Source organism: Enterobacter sp. BIDMC109, assembly GCF_001037885.1.
Taxonomy (GTDB): Bacteria; Pseudomonadota; Gammaproteobacteria; order Enterobacterales; family Enterobacteriaceae; genus Enterobacter; species Enterobacter hormaechei_C.
Window position 1 is genome coordinate 1089243 of sequence record NZ_KQ090002.1, and the last position, 19819, is coordinate 1109061.

13 protein-coding genes are annotated in these 19819 nt (G+C 56.4%); all 13 read left to right on the top strand.

All coding sequences use genetic code 11. The features are described 5' to 3' along the window. Window positions 1-214: 214 nt before the first annotated feature. The 13 genes from SK62_RS05265 to bamB all read left to right on the top strand — a co-directional run bounded on the left by SK62_RS05265 (window position 215) and on the right by bamB (window position 19731). A complete protein-coding gene (locus SK62_RS05265) occupies window positions 215-5167 on the top strand; it encodes an alpha-2-macroglobulin family protein (protein ID WP_045911321.1) in 4953 nt (1650 codons plus the stop codon). A gap of 1 nt (window position 5168) precedes the next feature. Next, entirely contained in the window at window positions 5169-7496 is a 2328-nt protein-coding gene (gene pbpC, locus SK62_RS05270) for a peptidoglycan glycosyltransferase PbpC (RefSeq protein ID WP_047719323.1), read from the top strand. Window positions 7497-7583: 87 nt separating this feature from the next. Next, on the top strand, window positions 7584-9962 hold the full coding sequence (locus tag SK62_RS05275) for a DMSO/selenate family reductase complex A subunit (protein WP_047719322.1): 2379 nt from the start codon (window positions 7584-7586) through the stop codon (window positions 9960-9962). Continuing rightward, a complete protein-coding gene (locus SK62_RS05280; RefSeq protein ID WP_015572168.1) occupies window positions 9959-10588 on the top strand; it encodes a DMSO/selenate family reductase complex B subunit in 630 nt (209 codons plus the stop codon). The genes SK62_RS05275 and SK62_RS05280 overlap by 4 nt, the downstream gene beginning before the upstream one ends. Next, window positions 10581-11360 carry a dimethyl sulfoxide reductase anchor subunit family protein gene (locus SK62_RS05285; protein WP_017692924.1) on the top strand — a complete coding sequence of 260 codons (780 nt, stop codon included), beginning with the start codon at window positions 10581-10583 and terminating at the stop codon, window positions 11358-11360. Before SK62_RS05280 ends, SK62_RS05285 begins: the two co-directional genes overlap by 8 nt. Further along, window positions 11360-12235, top strand: coding sequence for a 4Fe-4S binding protein (locus tag SK62_RS05290; RefSeq protein WP_047719321.1), 876 nt, complete (start codon window positions 11360-11362; stop codon window positions 12233-12235). The genes SK62_RS05285 and SK62_RS05290 overlap by 1 nt, the downstream gene beginning before the upstream one ends. A gap of 124 nt (window positions 12236-12359) precedes the next feature. Further along, on the top strand, window positions 12360-12791 hold the full coding sequence (gene ndk / locus SK62_RS05295; RefSeq protein ID WP_003860625.1) for a nucleoside-diphosphate kinase: 432 nt from the start codon (window positions 12360-12362) through the stop codon (window positions 12789-12791). A gap of 147 nt (window positions 12792-12938) precedes the next feature. Next, complete coding sequence (locus tag SK62_RS05300; protein ID WP_003860623.1) at window positions 12939-14105, top strand: dual-specificity RNA methyltransferase RlmN; 1167 nt, start codon at window positions 12939-12941, stop codon at window positions 14103-14105. Window positions 14106-14396: 291 nt separating this feature from the next. Then, complete coding sequence (gene rodZ / locus SK62_RS05305) at window positions 14397-15407, top strand: cytoskeleton protein RodZ (protein WP_032649072.1); 1011 nt, start codon at window positions 14397-14399, stop codon at window positions 15405-15407. A gap of 26 nt (window positions 15408-15433) precedes the next feature. After that, the gene (gene ispG / locus SK62_RS05310; protein WP_017383528.1) at window positions 15434-16552 is read left to right on the top strand and encodes a flavodoxin-dependent (E)-4-hydroxy-3-methylbut-2-enyl-diphosphate synthase; all 1119 of its coding nucleotides are present in this window, start codon (window positions 15434-15436) and stop codon (window positions 16550-16552) included. An 81-nt stretch (window positions 16553-16633) separates the two neighbouring features. After that, window positions 16634-17908, top strand: a complete 1275-nt coding sequence (gene hisS / locus SK62_RS05315; RefSeq protein ID WP_022649001.1) for a histidine--tRNA ligase — start codon at window positions 16634-16636, stop codon at window positions 17906-17908. Between the two features lie 13 nt (window positions 17909-17921). Further along, window positions 17922-18542, top strand: coding sequence for a YfgM family protein (locus SK62_RS05320; RefSeq protein ID WP_017383526.1), 621 nt, complete (start codon window positions 17922-17924; stop codon window positions 18540-18542). 10 nt (window positions 18543-18552) lie between these two features. Beyond that, window positions 18553-19731: an outer membrane protein assembly factor BamB gene (gene bamB / locus SK62_RS05325; protein ID WP_017383525.1), complete on the top strand. Its 1179-nt coding sequence runs from the start codon at window positions 18553-18555 to the stop codon at window positions 19729-19731. Window positions 19732-19819: the final 88 nt, after the last annotated feature.

Sequence of the window (19819 nt, forward strand, 5' to 3'; positions counted from 1 at the left end):
TATCCAGCTATCTTCTTGTTTTAAAAACAAATGACGCGAAAGGTAACATGTGACGTTATGCGCTGTGATCGCCGTTCCATCACGGTTTGGCTGCGTGATGCCATTCTGCGAGGTGCTTTCCAGATTATAAAATTGGACTTTTTGTATTAACGAAACTTGCGGATAATACTTATCCGGACGATGACCAACAGGCCCCTCAGGCCAGGGACACAGGATGAAACCGTTTCGCTTAGCTGCGATCTCTCTCGCGCTGCTCACCACCTTTACGCTTGTCGGCTGTGATAACAGCGACGACAAACCTCAGGCCGCTGCCCCCGCAGCGTCTACTGCATCAGAACAGAAAACCCCGGCAAAACCGGATCCTGAAAAGCTGGCTAAGCTGGCCGCGCAGAGTCAGGGCAAGGCGTTGACGCTGCTGGATGCCTCTGAAGTGCAACTCGACGGCGCTGCGACGCTGGTTCTGACCTTCTCTGTACCGCTGGATCCCAGCCAGGATTTTGCGAAAACGGTGCATGTGGTGGATAAAAAAAGCGGCAAAGTGGACGGCGCCTGGGAACTGGCCCCCAATCTGAAAGAGCTGCGCCTGCGCCATCTGGAGCCGAATCGTAATCTGGTCGTCACCGTCGAACGTAATTTGCTGGCGCTGAACAAAGCGACATTCGGCATCGACTATGAAAAAGCGATCACCACCCGGGATGTTGAACCGACGGTCGGATTCGCCAGCCGCGGATCGCTGCTGCCGGGTAAGGTGGTGGAAGGGTTGCCGGTGATGGCGCTCAACGTCAACAATGTGGATGTGAACTTCTATCGCGTGAAGCCGGAGTCGCTGGCCTCGTTTGTCAGCCAGTGGGAGTACCGTAACTCGCTGACCAACTGGGAATCTGACAACCTGCTGAAGATGGCGGAACTGGTCTACACCGGCCGTTTCGACCTCAACCCGGCGCGCAATACGCGTGAAAAACTGCTCCTGCCGCTCAAAGATATTAAGCCGCTCCAGCAGTCTGGCGTCTATATCGCCGTGATGAATCAGGCTGGTCACTATAACTACAGTAACGCCGCGACGCTCTTTACCTTAAGTGATATTGGGCTGTCCGCTCACCGTTATCATAACCGCCTGGACATCTTCACCCAGAGTCTTGAAAACGGTGCGGCGCAGTCAGGTGTGGCCATTACCCTTCTGAACGATAAAGGGCAGACCCTGGCCGAGGCGAACAGCGACGCCGATGGTCATGCGAAACTGGAAACCGATAAAGAAGCCGCGCTGATCCTGGCCAGTAAAGATGGCCAGACCACGCTTCTCGACCTCAAACTTCCGGCGCTGGATCTGGCGGAGTTTGATATCGCCGGTAACCCGGGTTACAGCAAACAATTCTTTATGTTTGGCCCGCGCGATATCTATCGTCCGGGTGAAACGGTGATCCTGAACGGCCTGCTTCGCGACAGCGATGGCAAACCGCTTCCCGATCAGCCGGTAAAACTTGACGTGCTGCGCCCGGACGGACAGGTGGCGCGTACGGTCGTTGTGCAACCTGAGAACGGCCTTTATCGCTTCAACTATCCGCTCGATAGCGGCGCCCAGACCGGCATGTGGCATATTCGCGCGAATACGGGCGATAACCAGCAGCGCATGTGGGATTTCCACGTCGAAGATTTTATGCCTGAGCGTATGGCGCTGAATCTGACCGGGCAAAAAACGCCAGTTTCCCCGCAGGATAATGTCGACTTTAACGTTGCTGGCTATTACCTGTATGGCGCGCCGGCTAACGGTAATTCTCTGCAAGGCCAGCTTTTCCTGCGTCCGCTACGTGACGCGGTGCCTGCGCTGCCTGGCTTCCAGTTCGGTGATATTGCCGAGGAGAACCTGAGCCGCAGCCTGGATGAAGTGCAGCTTACGCTGGACGAACAGGGGCGTGGGCAGGTTACCACCGAAAGCCAGTGGAAAGAGGCGCACTCGCCGCTGCAACTGATTTTGCAGGCCAGCCTGCTGGAATCAGGTGGGCGTCCGGTAACGCGACGCGCCGAGCAGGCTATCTGGCCTGCGGCTGAACTTCCGGGGATCCGCCCACAGTTCGCCAGCAAGGCCGTTTACGACTACCGTACCGATACCACCGTCAATCAGCCGATTGTCGATGAAAACGGCAACGCCAGCTTTGACATCGTCTATGCCGATGCCAGCGGGACGAAAAAAGCGGTATCTGGTTTGCAGGTGCGTCTGATCCGTGAGCGTCGCGACTACTTCTGGAACTGGTCCGAGAGTGAGGGCTGGCAGTCCCAGTTTGATCAAAAAGATCTGGTTGAGGGCGAGCAGGAGCTAAACCTCAAGGCCGATGAAACCGGTAAAGTCACCTTCCCGGTGGAGTGGGGCTCATACCGTCTGGAAGTGAAAGCCCCTGATGACATGGTCAGCAGCGTGCGCTTCTGGGCGGGGTACAGCTGGCAGGATAACAGCGATGGCACGGGCGCTGCTCGCCCGGATCGTGTGACGCTGAAACTGGACAAGCCATCCTATCAGCCAGGCGATACCATCAACCTGCATATTGCAGCGCCGGCCGCAGGCAAGGGCTATGCAATGATCGAATCCAGCGAAGGACCGCTGTGGTGGAAAGAGATCGACGTGCCAGCAAACGGTCTGGATCTCGCCATTCCGGTGGATAAGGACTGGAAACGTCACGATCTCTACCTCAGCACGCTGGTGGTTCGTCCTGGCGATAAATCCAAATCCGCCACGCCAAAACGGGCGGTTGGCCTGCTGCATCTGCCAATGGGGGACGAAAATCGTCGCCTGAACATCGCACTGGATAACCCGCAAAAAATGCGTCCGAACCAGACGCTTTCTGTGAAAGTGAAAGCCAGCGTAAAAGAGGGGACTGTGCCACAGAAGGTGAACGTACTGGTCTCGGCTGTCGATAGCGGCGTGCTGAACATTACCGACTACGTCACGCCGGATCCGTGGGAAGCTTTCTTCGGTCAGAAGCGCTATGGCGCGGACATCTATGATGTTTACGGCCAGGTGATTGAAGGTCAGGGACGTCTGGCCGCACTGCGCTTTGGCGGAGACGGCGATGAACTGAAACGCGGCGGTAAGCCACCGGTGAACCATGTCACCATAATTGCCCAGCAGGCGCAGCCGGTTACGCTTGATGCCAACGGCGAAGGCACCATCACGCTGCCGATTGGCGATTTCAACGGCGAACTGCGTCTGATGGCGCAGGCCTGGACGGAAGACGATTTCGGCAGCAGCGAAAGCAAAATCATTGTGGCGGCTCCGATTATCACCGAGCTTAACACGCCGCGATTCCTCGCCAGTGGCGATACCTCCCGCCTGACGCTGGACCTGACTAACCTGACGGACCAGCCGCAAACGCTGAACATTGCGTTAACCGCAACCGGTAAGTTGTCGCTCGAAGGCGCTCAGCCAGAGCCGGTTAAGCTGCCGCCTGGCGCACGTAGCACCCTGTTTATTCCGGTGCGCGCCCTGGAAGGCTATGGTGATGGTGAAGTGACTGCTCAGGTGTCGGGGCTTCAGCTCCCTGGTGAGACGTTTGCGCCGCAGCAGAAGAGCTGGAAAATTGGCGTGCGTCCCGCATTCCCGGCGCAAACGGTGAATACGGGCACGATGCTGAACCCTGGCGAATCCTGGAGTGCCCCAGCACAGCATATCAACGGTTTCTCGCCTGCCACGCTACAGGGGCAACTGTTGCTCAGTGGTAAACCACCTTTAAATCTGGCACGCTACATTCGTGAACTTCAGGCTTATCCATACGGATGTCTTGAGCAGACCACCAGCGGCCTGTTCCCGTCGCTTTACACCAACGCGGCACAACTTAAGGCTCTGGGTATTAAAGGCGATACCGACGATAAACGCCGTGCGGCCATTGATATCGGGATCTCCCGTCTGCTGCAAATGCAGCGTGACGATGGCGGTTTTGCCTTGTGGGATAAAAACGGCCCGGAAGAGTACTGGCTGACCGCCTATGTCACGGACTTCCTGGTGCGGGCAGGGGAGCAGGGTTACAGCGTGCCTGCCGAGGCAGTGAATAACGCCAACAGCCGACTGCTGCGCTATTTACAGGATCCGGGGATGATGTCCATCCGCTACAGCGACGACACCCAGGCCAGCAAATTTGCTGTTCAGGCGTACGCTTCGCTGGTGCTGGCTCGTCAGCAAAAAGCGCCGCTCGGTGCGCTGCGTGAAATCTGGGAGCGCCACGCTCAGGCTGCTTCCGGGCTTCCGTTGATGCAGCTGGGCATGGCACTCAAACTGATGGGGGATGCACCGCGCAGCCAGCAGGCGCTGGATCTGGCTCTCAAAACTCCCCGTAACGACAGCCGAAACTGGATGGCGGATTACGGCAGCCAACTGCGTGATAATGCCCTGATGCTCTCCCTGCTGGAAGAGTACAAGCTGATGCCGGATGCGCAAAACAGGCTGCTGAACACGTTATCTGAAGACGCGTTCAGCCAGCGCTGGCTGTCTACTCAGGAGAGCAATGCGCTGTTCCTGGCCGGACGTTCACTGCAAACCTTGTCAGGCGCGTGGCAGGCGACGACCACCCTCTCTGAACAGACCCAGAGCAGTGATAAAGCGCAGGTAGAAAACCTGAACAGCGCTCAGCTTGGTGCGTTGCAGGTGACGAATACCGGCACTACGCCGCTGTGGGTACGACTGGACACGACTGGCTATCCGGAGTATGCGCCTCAGCCATCCTCTAATGTCTTGCAGATTGAACGTCATATCCTGGCGACAGACGGCAGCAGCAAGTCGCTCTCTTCTCTGAAGAGCGGTGAGCTGGTTCTGGTGTGGCTGGAGGTGAAGGCCAGCCAGAACGTGCCGGATGCGCTGGTGGTGGATCTGCTCCCGGCAGGTCTGGAGCTGGAAAACCAGAATCTGGCGAGCAGCAGCGCCAGCTTGCAGGACAGCGGCAGTGAAGTGCAAAACCTGCTGAATCAGATGCAACAGTCTGATATTCAGCACATGGAATTCCGCGACGATCGCTTTGTGGCCGCGGTGCCGGTCAATGAAGGTCAGCCGGTCACGCTGGTTTACCTGGCCCGTGCCGTTACGCCGGGAACCTATCGGGTGCCTGTTCCGATGGTCGAGTCCATGTATGTTCCGCAGTGGCGGGCAACGGGGGCGGCCAGTGGCCCGCTGATCGTTGTTCCGTAAGATGCGGATAGCACGCCTGATTCGCTCCCGCTGGCTGTGGCTGGCGGGAGCGCTTCTCGTTTCAGGGGGGCTGATTGTCGTCGCTGACCGCGTGTGGCCGTTGCCCCTGAAAGAGGTCAACCCAGCGCGAGTGGTGGTGGATGAGCAGGGTGTTCCGCTGTGGCGTTTTGCCGACAGCGAAGGCATCTGGCGCTATCCGGTTACCATTGAAGAGGTTTCCCCACGCTATCTTGAGGCGCTGATCCAGTATGAAGATCGCTGGTTCTGGGATCACCCGGGCGTCAATCCGCTTTCTGTACTGCGTGCCGCCTGGCAGGATCTCACCTCCGGGAGAGTGGTTTCCGGCGGGAGCACGCTTACCATGCAGGTGGCGCGCCTGCTGGATCCGCATCCGCGTACCTTTGGCGGTAAAATTCGTCAGCTGTGGCGGGCGATGCAGCTGGAGTGGCATCTCTCCAAGCGTGAAATCCTGACGCTGTATCTTAACCGTGCCCCGTTTGGCGGCACGTTGCAGGGCGTGGGCGCGGCAAGCTGGACTTACCTGGGCAAACCGCCGTCTCAGCTGAGCTATTCCGACGCGGCGCTGCTGGCAGTGCTGCCGCAGGCACCCAGCCGTCTGCGCCCGGATCGCTGGCCGGAACGTGCCGAAGCGGCGCGGAACAAAGTGCTCGACCGCATGCGGACTCAGGGCGTCTGGTCTGAGAAGCAGGTGAAAGAGTCCCGTGAAGAGCCGGTCTGGCTGGCTCCCCGGCAGATGCCGCAGCTGGCGCCGCTCTTTTCCCGCATGATGCTGAGTAAAAGTCGTGACACAAAAATAGTCACCACGCTGGATGCAGCTTTGCAACGACAGCTTGAAGAGCTGGCAATGAACTGGAAATCACGCCTGCCTGCCCGCAGTTCGCTGGCGATGATCGTCGTGGATCATACATCCATGAAAGTGCGTGGCTGGGTAGGCTCGGTAGATATCAATGATGACAGCCGTTTCAGCCACGTGGATATGGTCAATGCGATCCGATCGCCGGGATCGGTCCTCAAGCCATTCATCTATGGCATGGCGCTGGACGATGGTCTGATCCATCCCGCTTCGTTATTGCAGGATGTGCCAAGAAAAACGGGGGATTATCGTCCGGGCAACTTTGACAGCGGCTTCCATGGGCCGGTCAGTATGAGCGAAGCCCTGGTGCGTTCCCTCAACCTGCCTGCGGTGCAGGTTCTGGAAGCGTACGGCCCAAAACGTTTTGCCGGAATGCTGAGCAACGCGGGATTACCGCTCATTCTGCCTGCGGGGGCACAGCCCAACCTCTCTCTGATCCTGGGGGGCGCAGGCGCACGCCTGGCTGATATCGCTGCCGCCTATAGCGCCTTTGCGCGTCAGGGTAAGGCGGGCCGGCTGCGTTTACAGCCGGGCGATCCGCTGATCGAACGTCCGCTGTTATCGCAGGGGGCGGCGTGGATCATTCGTCGCATTCTCGCTAATGAAGCACAGCCCCTGCCGGACAGTGCGCTGCCCCAGGTTGCGCCGCTGGCGTGGAAAACGGGCACCAGCTATGGCTACCGGGATGCCTGGGCCATTGGGCTGAACGCCCGGTATATCATTGGAATCTGGACCGGACGCCCGGACGGCACGCCCGTTGCCGGTCAGTTTGGTTTCGCCAGCGCGGTACCGCTCCTCAATCAGGTCAATAATATGCTTCAGTCCCGCTCGATGGTGGATGAAGCGCGCCTGCCGCGCGATCCGCGTCCCGCAAGCGTAGGACGGGGCGTGATTTGCTGGCCGGGCGGCCAGTCCCTGCCTGAAGGGAGCGAAAACTGTCGGCGTCGGCTGTCAACCTGGCTGCTGGAAGGCAGTGAACCGCCTACGCTGCTGCTGCCGGATCAGGAAGGTATTCGCGGGATCCGTTTCCCGGTCTGGCTGGATAAAGAAGGCAAGCGCGTTGCGGCGGATTGTCCTGATGCGAAAGAAAAAGTGCTGGATGTCTGGCCGCTGCCGCTGGAGCCCTGGCTGCCTGCTGCCGAAAAACGGGCTGCTCGTCTCCCCGCCCGTTCAGCGGTTTGCCCTCCGCTGGATAACCATAATGCGGCGCCGCTGATGTTGTCAGGCGTCAGAGAAGGGGCGGTAATTAAACGTCTTCCAGGTGAGAAAAATATGACCCTTAACGTTTCAACCAGCGGCGGAGAGGGGCAACGATGGTGGTTTTTGAATGGCGAACCGCTGGACAGGCATCAGAAAAATTATTCACTGCAATTATATTTACCGGGTAAATATCAATTAATTGTATTGGATGAAACAGGACAAACGGCGACGGTGAATTTTGAATTAGATCGCTAAGTGTTACTCCTCAAGAGTTAGCTTGATAATTATCAATATTCGTTCCTGAAAAAAACGAGAATGCGTTTTTATTTGAAGGAACGAGCAATGAAAAAAAATAAACATCAGGGAGAAGGGCTTATTCCCGCCATATCCCGGCGTCAGTTTATTCAGGCAGGGTCGGCGCTCGCCGCCCTGCCGTTTGTCGTCAAAACCGGCAAAGCACAGGCACAGGGCGCGGCGGTTTCAGACGCTACGCCTGAAGAAAAAGTGGTGCAAACCTGTAGTACGTTTGACTGCGGCGGCAAGTGTGATATTCGTGCTCACGTCAGTGATGGCGTTGTGACCCGAATTTCAACGCGTCCGGATAACGCGCTGGATCCGCAGATGCCAGTAATGCGCGCCTGCGTTCGTGGTCGGGCTTATCGGAAATTTGTTTATCACCCCGATCGACTGAAATATCCAATGAAACGCGTAGGTAAACGTGGCGAAGGAAAATTCGAGCGTATTACCTGGGATGAAGCCACCACCCTCATTGCGAATCAATTAAAAACTATTACGCAAAAATACGGTGCTGCGTCACGCTATGTTCATGTGGGCACCGCGGTGTCCGGCGGGACCTTTTCCGGCGATAAAATGGTTCGTCGTCTGCTCAACTTAACCGGCGGCTATCTCGAAAGCTATCACTCGGTCAGTATGGGTAACACGGCGGCGGCAACGCCGTATACCTATGGCACCGCCGCCAGCGGCAGCTCTCTGGACACGCTGCTGGATACCAAACTGGTCATTCTCTGGGGGCATAACCCGACGGAAACCATCTTCGGGCACAGCAACCACTTCTACCAGAAGATGAAGCAAAACGGCACGCGCTTCATTGTTGTCGACCCACGCTATTCCGATACGGTTTCCTCCCTTGCCGATCAGTGGATCCCATTGCTTCCTGCCACGGACAACGCCCTGATGGACGCGATGATGTATGTGATCGTCACGGAGAATCTGCACGATCGCGACTTTATTCAGCGCTACACCCTGGGCTTTGACGAAGACGCCATGCCAGAGGGCGTTCCGGCCAATGAATCTTTGATGGCTTACCTGAGCGGTGCAAAGGATGGCGTGGCGAAAACGCCCGAGTGGGCAGAGAAAATCACCCACGTGCCTGCACAAACTATTCGTCAGCTGGCGCGCGACTACGCAACCACCAAACCCGCCGCGCTGATCCAGGGCTGGGGACCGCAGCGTCACAACTGCGGCGAGCGCACCGCGCGCGGCTCGACGATACTGGCCACGCTAACGGGTAACGTCGGGGTGAAAGGCGGCTGGGCAGCAGGCTATGGCGGCTGCGCAAACCGCAAATTTGCGGCCGGGCCAGAGATGCCGGACAACCCGGTCAACGCCAAAATTTCGGTCATGAACTGGGTGCAGGCCGCGGATGATGCTTCTAAGGTAACCGCGGAAGATGGCCTGAAGGATGCTGAGAAGCTGGACAGCAATATCCGCATCCTGTTCTCGCTGGCGGGCAATTATCTGGCTAACCAGAACCCGGATCTTCATCAGGCAACCCGTGTCCTGGAAGACGAGTCGAAAATCGAGTTTATCGTCGCAAGCGATCTGTTTATGACGCCGAGCGCCAGATACGCCGACCTGCTTTTGCCGGAAACCAGCTTCATGGAACGCTGGAATATCGGCGAAACCTGGGGCACGGCAAGCTATCTGATCCTGTCAGAAAAGCTGATTGAACCTGAATTTGAACGCCGTTCAGACTACGACTGGCTACGGGAGGTCGCTGCTAAGCTTGGCGTCGAGCCAGCGTTCAGCGAGGGCCGTGACGAAAAAGCGTGGAGTGAGCACATCTGGGAGCAGACGCGGCTGTCCATGCCGGATGAAAACCTGCCGGACTTCGCGACGCTACAGAAGACGCGTCAGCATCTTTTCAAAAGCGCGCCGTACGTTGCCTTTGAAGACAACATTCGCGATCCGCAGAATCATCCGTTCCCGACGCCGTCCGGAAAAATTGAGATCTTCTCGAAGCGTCTGTACGACATGCATCACCCGGAAATTCCGGCGCTGTCGCACTACGTGCCTGCCCATGAAGGGCCGGAAGACGAGCTGGTCAAAACCTTCCCGCTCCAGCTGATCACCTGGAAAGGGAAAAACCGCGCTAACTCCACCCAGTACGCCAACCCGTGGTTAATTGAGGCGCAGCAGCAAAAGCTGTGGATCAACCCGCAGGATGCGCAAAAGCGCGGCATTGCGCAGGGGGATACCGTGCGTATTCATAACGCGCGCGGCATTTGCGAGATCCCGGCGGAGGTCACGCCGCGCATCATTCCAGGCGTGGTGGCCATGCAGGCAGGCGCCTGGTGGCAGCCGGACGCGCAGGGTATCGATAAAGGCGGCTGCGCGAACGTGCTCAGTTCCGCCCGTATTACCGCGCTTGCGAAAGGGAATTCCCATCAAACCATGCTGGTGGAGGTAGCTAAAGCATGAGTCAGTTTAAACATTACGCACCGGTGAGCGACAAACAGCTGGGTTTTTATATCGACTCTTCTCGCTGCTCGGGCTGCAAGGCATGCCAGGTGGCGTGCAAAGATAAAAACAACCTTGAGGTCGGACGTCGTTTCCGTCGCGTTTATGAAGTCAACGGCGGGAGTTTTATCCCGACCGGGCAGGGCGGCGTCAGCAACAACGTTTTTGCCTACACGCTCTCTATTTCCTGTAACCACTGCGCAGACCCTGTCTGCACCAAAAATTGTCCGACCACAGCGATGCATAAGCGTCCGGGGGACGGCATTGTGCGCGTTGATACTGATAAGTGCGTCGGCTGCGGCTACTGCGCATGGTCTTGCCCTTACGGCGCGCCACAGCTCAACGAGCAGACCGGGCAGATGTCCAAATGTGATTTCTGCGTGGATCTCCAGGCGAAGGGAGAGCAGCCCGTCTGTGTGGCAACCTGTCCACTCGAAGCGATTAAATTCGGGCCGATTGATGAACTGCGGGCGAAGTATGGTGCGGTCTGTGATGTGAAAGGCTTGCCTGATTCCTCCATCACCAAACCAAACCTGGTGATCAAAGCGCATCAGGGCGCAGAGAAAGAGGGGAAACGTCATGCATGAGTTACCGCTGCTGATTTTTACGCTGTTCCTGCAAGGATCGGTGGGCGTTACGCTGTGGCTGGCGTTCGGAAGCACGCAACGCAGCGCGCTGCTGCCGGCAGCCGGAGCGTTTGTGCTGGCGAGTCTGGGGCTGCTCGCCTCCGCGCTGCACATGGGCTATCCGCTTAATGCTCTTAACGCGCTGCGCCACGTATCCAGCTCCTGGCTGAGTCGTGAGATTATCTTTGCCAGTCTTTATCTTGCGGCGCTTGGCTTCGCAACGCTGCTGATGTTTGTCAAAAAGCCAGGCTGGAAGCCACTGTTGGTTGTGGCAGGTCTGGTTGGTTTAGTCGACGTGTTCTGCATGGCGCAGATCTACATGCACGCATCCGTGGTGACATGGCAGCACGTAAACACGCTGGTGCTGTTTATCGGTTCGGTGGGGATTATCGGCTCAGCCTGCATGGCCGTTTGGACGCGTACTCAGACAACCGTGCGTGCGGCGGTTGTCATTATTACGCTGGTGGTGCTTGTGCGTCTGGTGATGCAGCCCGTCTGGCTGGCAGATATTACGGCTATGGACAACACCGTGGTGACGTTCCCTCACGCACCGCTACAGATGCTGGAGCAACTGCGAACCGTTCATCTGCTGAGCTGGTGCGTATCCGTTGCGGGTATGCTGTGCTTTGCTGCGGGCGGTCTGAAAGCGGCGCGATCTCCCATGCTGCTGGGAAGCGCATTGCTGATTGTCGGTGAGCTGATGCTGCGCTTCGTTTTCTTCAGTATTGGCTGATGGGCGGATTGACCTTTGCCCCGGCGATGGACGTGACGCATGCGTGCGTCCGTCGCCGTTTTCGCCACGCTTCCTGCCTCGCCTGCGCGGACGTCTGTCCTGTGCAGGCTTTTACTTTTACCGACTCAAGCGTCTCGGTTGATGACAGCCGCTGTATTGAATGCGGTGACTGCCTGTTCGTCTGCCCCGCTGAGGCCATCACCGGCATCACGCCGCGAAAACGCTTTCTGTGTGGCGATACGCTTGTTGGGCCGTTTACTGACCGTGCGCCAGGGGTGAATGAGCTTCTGCTGTGGCACGCGCAGCACCACGTTCGTTTTATCAGTATCGACGCGGAGCAGAATCCTGACTGGTTGCTGGCGATTGCCCGGCTGAATCTGGCGCTTCGTCGGCGCGGTGAAGCGGCGTGGGCGTTTAAACATATACCCGTCAACGAGGTTAATACCGCCCGGCGTGCGCTGATGCACGTTCCCCGTGAGGATGTCCGGGCCTGTAGCGTCGTGCCCGGTCAGCGTAAACTGCGCAGGGCGTTTTCTGCGTTTAGCGAGGCAGAGATAACTCTCGATGCCAAATCCTGCATACTGTGCGGCGCGTGCTGGCGAAGTTGTACGGAAAACGCGATTCGGTTTGAGAACGCTGAACTGGTCGTGGAAACCGGACGCTGTACGGGGTGCGGCGGCTGCGAAGCGGTATGCCAGCATGCGGCGATAAACGTGACGCAAACAGAAGGAACAGCGAAAAGCGTGACCATACCTGCATATGAAGCCGTTTGCCTGACGTGCCACCGTCATTTCTGGTCATTTACGTCTGATGAAAAGCAGTGTCCGCTCTGTTTTCATCATCAACACGGTATGCGAAATACGAGCTGTTGCTAATCTTCGTCTCATTTTAAAAAAATGTTATGCATAACCATAGGCAATGGCGCTATTGCTCTTTATAATCCGCGCCACACCATACTCAGGTATGCAAAAACAACAGAACATTTTACAGAGGTTATCAATGGCTATTGAACGTACTTTTTCCATCATCAAACCAAACGCGGTGGCAAAAAACGTTATTGGCAGCATCTTCGCTCGCTTTGAATCAGCAGGGTTTAAGATCGTTGGCACCAAAATGCTGCACCTGACCGTTGAGCAGGCTCGCGGTTTTTACGCTGAGCACGAAGGTCGCCCATTCTTTGATGGTCTGGTCGAGTTCATGACCTCTGGCCCAATCGTGGTATCCGTACTGGAAGGCGAAAACGCGGTACAGCGTCACCGCGATCTGCTGGGTGCAACCAACCCGGACAACGCGCTGGCAGGTACTCTGCGCGCCGACTATGCAGACAGCTTCACCGAGAACGGCACCCACGGTTCCGACTCTGTTGAATCTGCTGCGCGCGAAATCGCGTTCTTCTTCGCTGAAGGCGAAGTGTGCCCGCGCACTCGCTAATAATTTCGTAAATGCCGCGTGCAAACGTGGCATCCCTGCGCCAGACTTTGTACAATGCAACGCCCCGGACGAGCAGACTGCTTACCGGGGCGTTTCTTTTCAACCCACCAAGGGCCACAACGTGTAACAACGAGGCCGGAAAAAATTATGTCTGAATTAGTGAATACCTCCGAAGTCGCCATTCCTGCGGTTCCCAATAAAAATGGAAAAATTAACCTGCTGGACCTGAACCGTCAGCAGATGCGCGAGTTCTTTAAAGAGATGGGCGAGAAGCCATTTCGTGCCGATCAGGTCATGAAATGGATGTACCACTATTGCAGCGACAACTTTGATGACATGACGGACATCAACAAAGTGCTGCGCAATAAGCTTAAAGAAGTGGCGGAAATCCGCGCACCGGAAGTGGTGGAAGAGCAGCGCTCTTCAGATGGCACCATCAAGTGGGCCATTGCCGTTGGCGATCAGCGCGTTGAAACCGTGTATATCCCGGAAGACGATCGCGCCACGCTGTGCGTCTCTTCTCAGGTGGGCTGTGCGCTGGAGTGCAAATTCTGCTCTACGGCGCAGCAGGGCTTTAACCGTAACCTGCGCGTGTCGGAAATCATCGGCCAGGTCTGGCGTGCCGCGAAAATCGTGGGCGCGGCGAAAGTCACCGGTACACGTCCAATCACCAACGTGGTGATGATGGGGATGGGTGAACCGCTGCTCAACCTGACCAACGTCGTTCCGGCGATGGAAATCATGCTCGACGATTTCGGTTTTGGTCTGTCCAAGCGCCGCGTTACGCTCTCTACTTCCGGCGTTGTGCCTGCGCTGGACAAACTGGGCGACATGATTGACGTTGCGCTGGCCATCTCCCTTCACGCGCCAAACGACGCCATCCGTGACGAAATTGTGCCGATCAACAAAAAGTACAATATCGAAACCTTCCTGGCTGGCGTGCGCCGTTATCTGGAGAAATCTAACGCGAACCAGGGCCGCGTGACCATTGAGTACGTGATGCTGGATCATGTTAACGACGGTACCGAACATGCACATGAGCTGGCTGAACTGCTGAAAGATACGCCATGTAAGATCAACCTGATCCCATGGAACCCGTTCCCGGGCGCGCCGTATGGCCGTAGCTCGAACAGCCGTATCGATCGCTTCTCAAAAGTGCTGATGGAGTATGGTTTCACCACCATCGTTCGTAAAACGCGTGGCGATGATATCGACGCAGCCTGTGGTCAGCTGGCGGGTGACGTTATTGACCGTACCAAACGTACGCTGCGTAAGCGCATGCAGGGTGAGTCAATCGCGGTCAAAACCGTTTGATTATTATGCAGACACGGCGCGTTTTTTGCGCCGTGAAGCATTAATTTACTGAATATTCAGTCACAATCATTATGACTGATTAATAATTACGGTGCGTTTCATACGACTTTCGGGCAGTATGTAACGACGTAACAACAGTTTAGCGTGAAGGCCTGCCAGCGCTGTCATCTGCGGCCCGACAGTCTTATACTGTTTGTTCCAGGTTAACTGACCTAAAGTTTCGCGGTGCGGGTGGCATTGTGACTCACCGGCACCTGAACCCTTATTTTCACGTACCAGTAGTTGTAGCGAATGAATACTGAAGCCACTCACGATCAAAATGCAGCACTCTCCACTGGCGTTCGTCTTCGCAACGCCCGTGAACAACTCGGACTCAGCCAGCAAGCCGTTGCAGAACGCCTGTGCCTGAAGGTTTCCACCGTTCGCGATATTGAAGAAGATAAGGCACCCGCCGATCTGGCTTCAACGTTTCTGCGCGGTTATATCCGTTCTTACGCCAAACTGGTTCATATCCCTGAAGACGAATTACTGCCGATGATGGAGAAGCAGGCGCCTGTGCGTGCGGCAAAAGTTGCGCCGATGCAGAGCTTCTCTCTGGGTAAACGTCGTAAAAAACGCGATGGCTGGCTGATGAGCTTTACCTGGCTGGTCCTGTTCGTGGTTGTCGGCCTGACGGGCGCATGGTGGTGGCAAAACCACAAAGCGCAGCAGGAAGAGATCACGACGATGGCCGATCAGTCCTCCGCTGAGCTCAATCAGTCTGGTAATAACGGCGCGCAAAGCGTGCCGCTGAGCACCGAAGGAGCTGCGACCTCCAGCGAACCTCAAGCGGCAGCAAGCAGCACGCCTGCAACCGAGCCAGCGACGACGCCAGAAGCGACGGCGAATACCGCACCAGCCACCCAGGCCCAGGATCAGAACGCGGTCGTATCACCTTCACAGGCCAATGTTGATACCGCCCCTGCGGCAACGGCACCGGCAGATAACACCGCGGCGTCACTGCCAACTGACCCGGCGGGTACGGCGGCACCTGCCGTTGACCCGAATGCGCTGGTGATGAATTTCACGGCGGATTGCTGGCTGGAAGTGACTGATGCGACAGGTAAAAAGCTGTTCAGCGGCCTGCAACGTAAAGATGGCACGTTAAATCTAACGGGCCAGGCACCTTACAAGCTTAAAATCGGCGCACCGGCAGCGGTACAGATCCAGTATCAAGGAAAACCTGTCGATCTGAGCCGCTTTATCAGAACTAACCAGGTTGCGCGTCTTACCGTTAATGCCGAACAATCAGCAGCACAGTAACAGACGGGCAATGCGGGAGATTTTACATGCATAACCAGGCTCCTATTCAACGTAGAAAATCGAAACGGATTTACGTTGGGAACGTGCCAGTCGGCGATGGGGCGCCTATCGCCGTCCAGTCGATGACCAATACGCGTACTACGGATGTAGAAGCGACGGTCAATCAAATCAAAGCATTAGAACGCGTAGGCGCGGACATTGTTCGCGTCTCTGTACCGACCATGGATGCCGCCGAGGCGTTCAAACTGATCAAGCAGCAGGTGAGCGTTCCGCTGGTTGCCGATATTCACTTCGATTACCGTATCGCGCTGAAAGTCGCTGAATATGGTGTCGATTGCCTGCGTATTAACCCAGGCAACATCGGCAACGAAGAGCGCATTCGCATGGTGGTTGACTGCGCCCGCGACAAAAACATTCCAATCCGTATCGGCGTGAACGCTGGCTCTCTGGAAAAAGATCTCCAGGAAAAGTACGGTGAGCCGACGCCGCAGGCGCTGCTCGAATCCGCAATGCGTCACGTCGATCATCTGGATCGCCTTAACTTTGATCAGTTTAAAGTGAGCGTGAAAGCGTCTGACGTCTTCCTGGCCGTTGAATCGTATCGTCTGCTGGCAAAACAGATCGATCAGCCGCTCCACCTTGGGATCACCGAGGCGGGCGGTCTGCGCAGCGGTTCGGTAAAATCGGCGATTGGTCTCGGCCTGCTGCTCTCTGAAGGCATCGGCGACACGTTACGCGTCTCCCTGGCCGCCGATCCGGTGGAAGAGATCAAAGTCGGTTTCGACATCCTGAAATCACTGCGTATCCGCGCGCGTGGGATCAACTTCATTGCCTGCCCAACCTGTTCACGTCAGGAGTTTGACGTGATCGGCACCGTGAATGCTCTGGAGCAGCGCCTGGAAGACATCATCACCCCGATGGACGTTTCCATCATCGGCTGCGTGGTGAACGGTCCGGGTGAAGCGCTGGTGTCCACGCTGGGCGTTACCGGCGGTAACAAGAAAAGTGGTCTCTATGAAGATGGCGTTCGTAAAGATCGTCTGGATAATAGTGATATGATCGACCAGCTCGAAGCCCGGATTCGCGCGAAAGCGACGATGATGGACGAAGCGAAGCGCATCAGCGTTCAGCAGGTTGAAAAATAACGTGATGGGAAGCAGGCTGCTTCCCATGTATGATTGAACCCATTCTTTGGGTTCTTTTTTGTATATAGAAAGAGAATAAACGTGGCAAAAAACATTCAAGCCATCCGCGGCATGAACGATTATCTGCCTGGCGAAACCGCCATCTGGCAGCGCATTGAAGGCACACTGAAGCAGGTGCTCGGCAGCTACGGTTACAGCGAAATTCGTTTGCCGATTGTAGAGCAGACCCCGTTATTCAAACGCGCGATCGGCGAAGTAACCGACGTGGTTGAAAAAGAGATGTACACCTTTGAGGACCGCAACGGCGACAGCCTGACTCTGCGTCCTGAGGGGACGGCGGGTTGCGTACGCGCTGGCATCGAACATGGTCTCCTGTACAATCAGGAGCAGCGCCTGTGGTATATCGGCCCGATGTTCCGCCACGAACGTCCGCAAAAAGGCCGCTACCGTCAGTTCAACCAGCTTGGCGTGGAAGTGTTTGGTCTGCAAGGACCAGATATCGATGCTGAGCTGATTATGCTTACTGCCCGCTGGTGGCGTGCGCTCGGTATTTCTGAGCACGTTTCCCTGGAGCTGAACTCTATCGGTTCTCTGGAAGCGCGTGCGAACTATCGCGATGCGCTGGTGGCGTTCCTGGAACAGCACAAAGAGAAGCTCGACGAAGACTGTAAGCGTCGTATGTACAGCAACCCGCTGCGCGTACTCGATTCCAAAAATCCTGACGTACAGGCGCTGCTGAACGATGCGCCAGCGTTGGGTGACTACCTGGATGAGGATTCCCGCGAACACTTTGCCGGCCTGTGCAAGCTGCTTGAAGCGGCGGGCATTGCTTATACCGTTAACCAGCGTCTGGTGCGCGGTCTGGACTACTACAACCGCACCGTATTTGAGTGGGTCACCACCAGCCTCGGTTCGCAGGGCACCGTCTGTGCCGGCGGTCGTTATGACGGTCTGGTCGAACAACTGGGTGGTCGCGCAGCACCGGCTGTAGGCTTCGCGATGGGCCTTGAGCGACTTGTTTTGCTGGTTCAGGCAGTTAATCCGGAATTTAAAGCCGATCCTGTTGTCGATATATACCTGGTGGCCTCAGGTGCGGATACGCAGTCTGCGGCGATGCAGCTTGCCGAACGCGTGCGCGATGCGCTGCCGGACGTTAAGCTGATGACCAACCACGGCGGCGGCAACTTTAAAAAACAGTTTGCTCGTGCCGATAAGTGGGGCGCAAGTATCGCACTGGTGCTGGGTGAGTCCGAAGTGGCCAACGGCGAAGTGGTAGTCAAAGACCTGCGCTCTGGTGAGCAAACTACGGTAACGCAGGATGGCGTTGCGGCGCACTTGCGCACTCTATTGGGCTAAGGAGAAGGACTGCGTGGAAATTTACGAGAACGAACACGACCAGGTTGATGCGGTTAAGCGCTTCTTTGCTGAAAACGGCAAGGCACTGGTTGTAGGGGTTATTTTAGGTGTTGGTGCGCTGGTAGGCTGGCGTTACTGGAACAATCATCAGGCTGACTCTGCTCGCGGTTCGTCCCTGAACTACGAAAATACCGTTAGCGCAATCCGTGCCGATCAGCCGCAAACGTTGACGGCTGCGGAGAAATTTGCCGCTGACAACAAAAACACCTACGGCGCGCTGGCTGCGCTGGAAGTGGCTCAGCAGTATGTTGATAAAAACGAACTGGACAAAGCCGCTGCGCAACTGTCTCAGGGGCTTGCTGCTGCCAGTGACGAAAATCTGAAAGCGGTGATCAATCTGCGTCTGGCGCGTATCCAGGTTCAGCAGAAAAAAGCCGACGACGCGCTGAAAACGCTTGATACCATCAAAGGCGAAGGCTTTGCCGCTATTGTTGCCGATCTTCGCGGTGAAGCACTGCTGAGTAAAGGTGATAAAGCGGGCGCGCGTAAAGCGTGGCAAGCTGGCGTGGATAGTAAAGCTTCACCTGCGCTGAGCGAAATGATGCAGATGAAAATAAATAATTTGTCCGTCTGAGAGGGACCCAATGCAATTGCGTAAATTACTTCTGCCAGGACTGCTTTCTGTTACGTTATTGAGTGGTTGTTCACTGTTCAGTGGCGAAGAAGACGTTGTTAAAATGTCCCCGCTGCCGACGGTTGAAAACCAGTTCACCCCATCCACCGCCTGGGACACCTCTGTGGGAGATGGTATTGGCGATTTTTATTCCAACCTGCACCCGGCATTTGCTGACGGCGTTGTCTATGCGGCCGATCGCAAAGGCACCGTTAAAGCGCTGAACGCTGATGACGGAAAAGAAGTGTGGTCCATTAACCTGGCGGAAAAAGACGGCTGGTTCTCCCGTAAACCTGCACTGCTTTCTGGCGGCCTGACCGTTGCTGGCGGTCACGTGTATGTGGGCAGCGAAAAAGCGCAGGTTTACGCGCTGAATGCCAGCGACGGTTCGGTTGCATGGCAGACCACCGTTGCCGGTGAATCCTTGTCGCGTCCGGTTGTCAGCGACGGCCTGGTGCTGATCCATACCAGCAACGGCCAGTTGCAGGCGCTGAACGAAGCCGATGGTCTGGTAAAATGGACGGTTAACCTGGATATGCCAGCGCTGTCTCTGCGTGGCGAATCTGCTCCGGCGACCGCCTTTGGCGCCGCCATTGTGGGCGGTGACAACGGCCGTGTCAGCGCGGTACTGATGCAGCAGGGCCAGATGATCTGGCAGCAGCGTATTTCCCAGGCGACCGGTTCAACTGAAATTGACCGTCTGAGTGACGTGGACACCACGCCAGTTATCGTCGACGGTGTGGTTTACGCGCTGGCATACAACGGCAACCTGACGGCGCTGGACCTGCGTAGCGGCCAGATCATGTGGAAACGTGAGCTGGGTTCCGTGAACGATTTCATCGTCGACGGCAACCGTATTTATATGGTGGATCAGAACGACCGTCTGCTGGCGCTGAGCACCGAAGGTGGCGTGACGCTGTGGACGCAGAGCGATCTGCTGCACCGTCTGCTGACCGCACCGGCACTGTATAACGGCAGCCTGGTGGTGGGCGACAGCGAAGGCTATATGCACTGGATCGATCCAGAGAATGGTCGCTTCGTGGCACAGCAGAAAGTGGATAGCTCAGGCTTCCTGACGGAGCCCGTTGTGGCTGACGGCAAACTGCTGATTCAGGCAAAAGACGGCACGCTGTACGCGATCACGCGTTAATTACACGGCGGTTGTAGTATACTAAACGGCTCCTGTTCACTCAGGAGCCGTTTTGACATTTTTAAAAACGCTGCGAAAGCGACGTTAT

What these genes read in the sequence shown, in the direction of transcription:
- bamB (WP_017383525.1), top strand. Translation starts at nt 18,553, where the DNA reads ATGCAATTGCGTAAATTACTTCTGCCAGGACTGCTTTCTGTTACGTTA.
- SK62_RS05290 (WP_047719321.1), top strand. Translation starts at nt 11,360, where the DNA reads ATGGGCGGATTGACCTTTGCCCCGGCGATGGACGTGACGCATGCGTGC.
- ispG (WP_017383528.1), top strand. Translation starts at nt 15,434, where the DNA reads ATGCATAACCAGGCTCCTATTCAACGTAGAAAATCGAAACGGATTTAC.
- SK62_RS05280 (WP_015572168.1), top strand. Translation starts at nt 9,959, where the DNA reads ATGAGTCAGTTTAAACATTACGCACCGGTGAGCGACAAACAGCTGGGT.
- pbpC (WP_047719323.1), top strand. Translation starts at nt 5,169, where the DNA reads ATGCGGATAGCACGCCTGATTCGCTCCCGCTGGCTGTGGCTGGCGGGA.
- ndk (WP_003860625.1), top strand. Translation starts at nt 12,360, where the DNA reads ATGGCTATTGAACGTACTTTTTCCATCATCAAACCAAACGCGGTGGCA.
- rodZ (WP_032649072.1), top strand. Translation starts at nt 14,397, where the DNA reads ATGAATACTGAAGCCACTCACGATCAAAATGCAGCACTCTCCACTGGC.
- SK62_RS05265 (WP_045911321.1), top strand. Translation starts at nt 215, where the DNA reads ATGAAACCGTTTCGCTTAGCTGCGATCTCTCTCGCGCTGCTCACCACC.
- SK62_RS05285 (WP_017692924.1), top strand. Translation starts at nt 10,581, where the DNA reads ATGCATGAGTTACCGCTGCTGATTTTTACGCTGTTCCTGCAAGGATCG.
- SK62_RS05275 (WP_047719322.1), top strand. Translation starts at nt 7,584, where the DNA reads ATGAAAAAAAATAAACATCAGGGAGAAGGGCTTATTCCCGCCATATCC.
- SK62_RS05300 (WP_003860623.1), top strand. Translation starts at nt 12,939, where the DNA reads ATGTCTGAATTAGTGAATACCTCCGAAGTCGCCATTCCTGCGGTTCCC.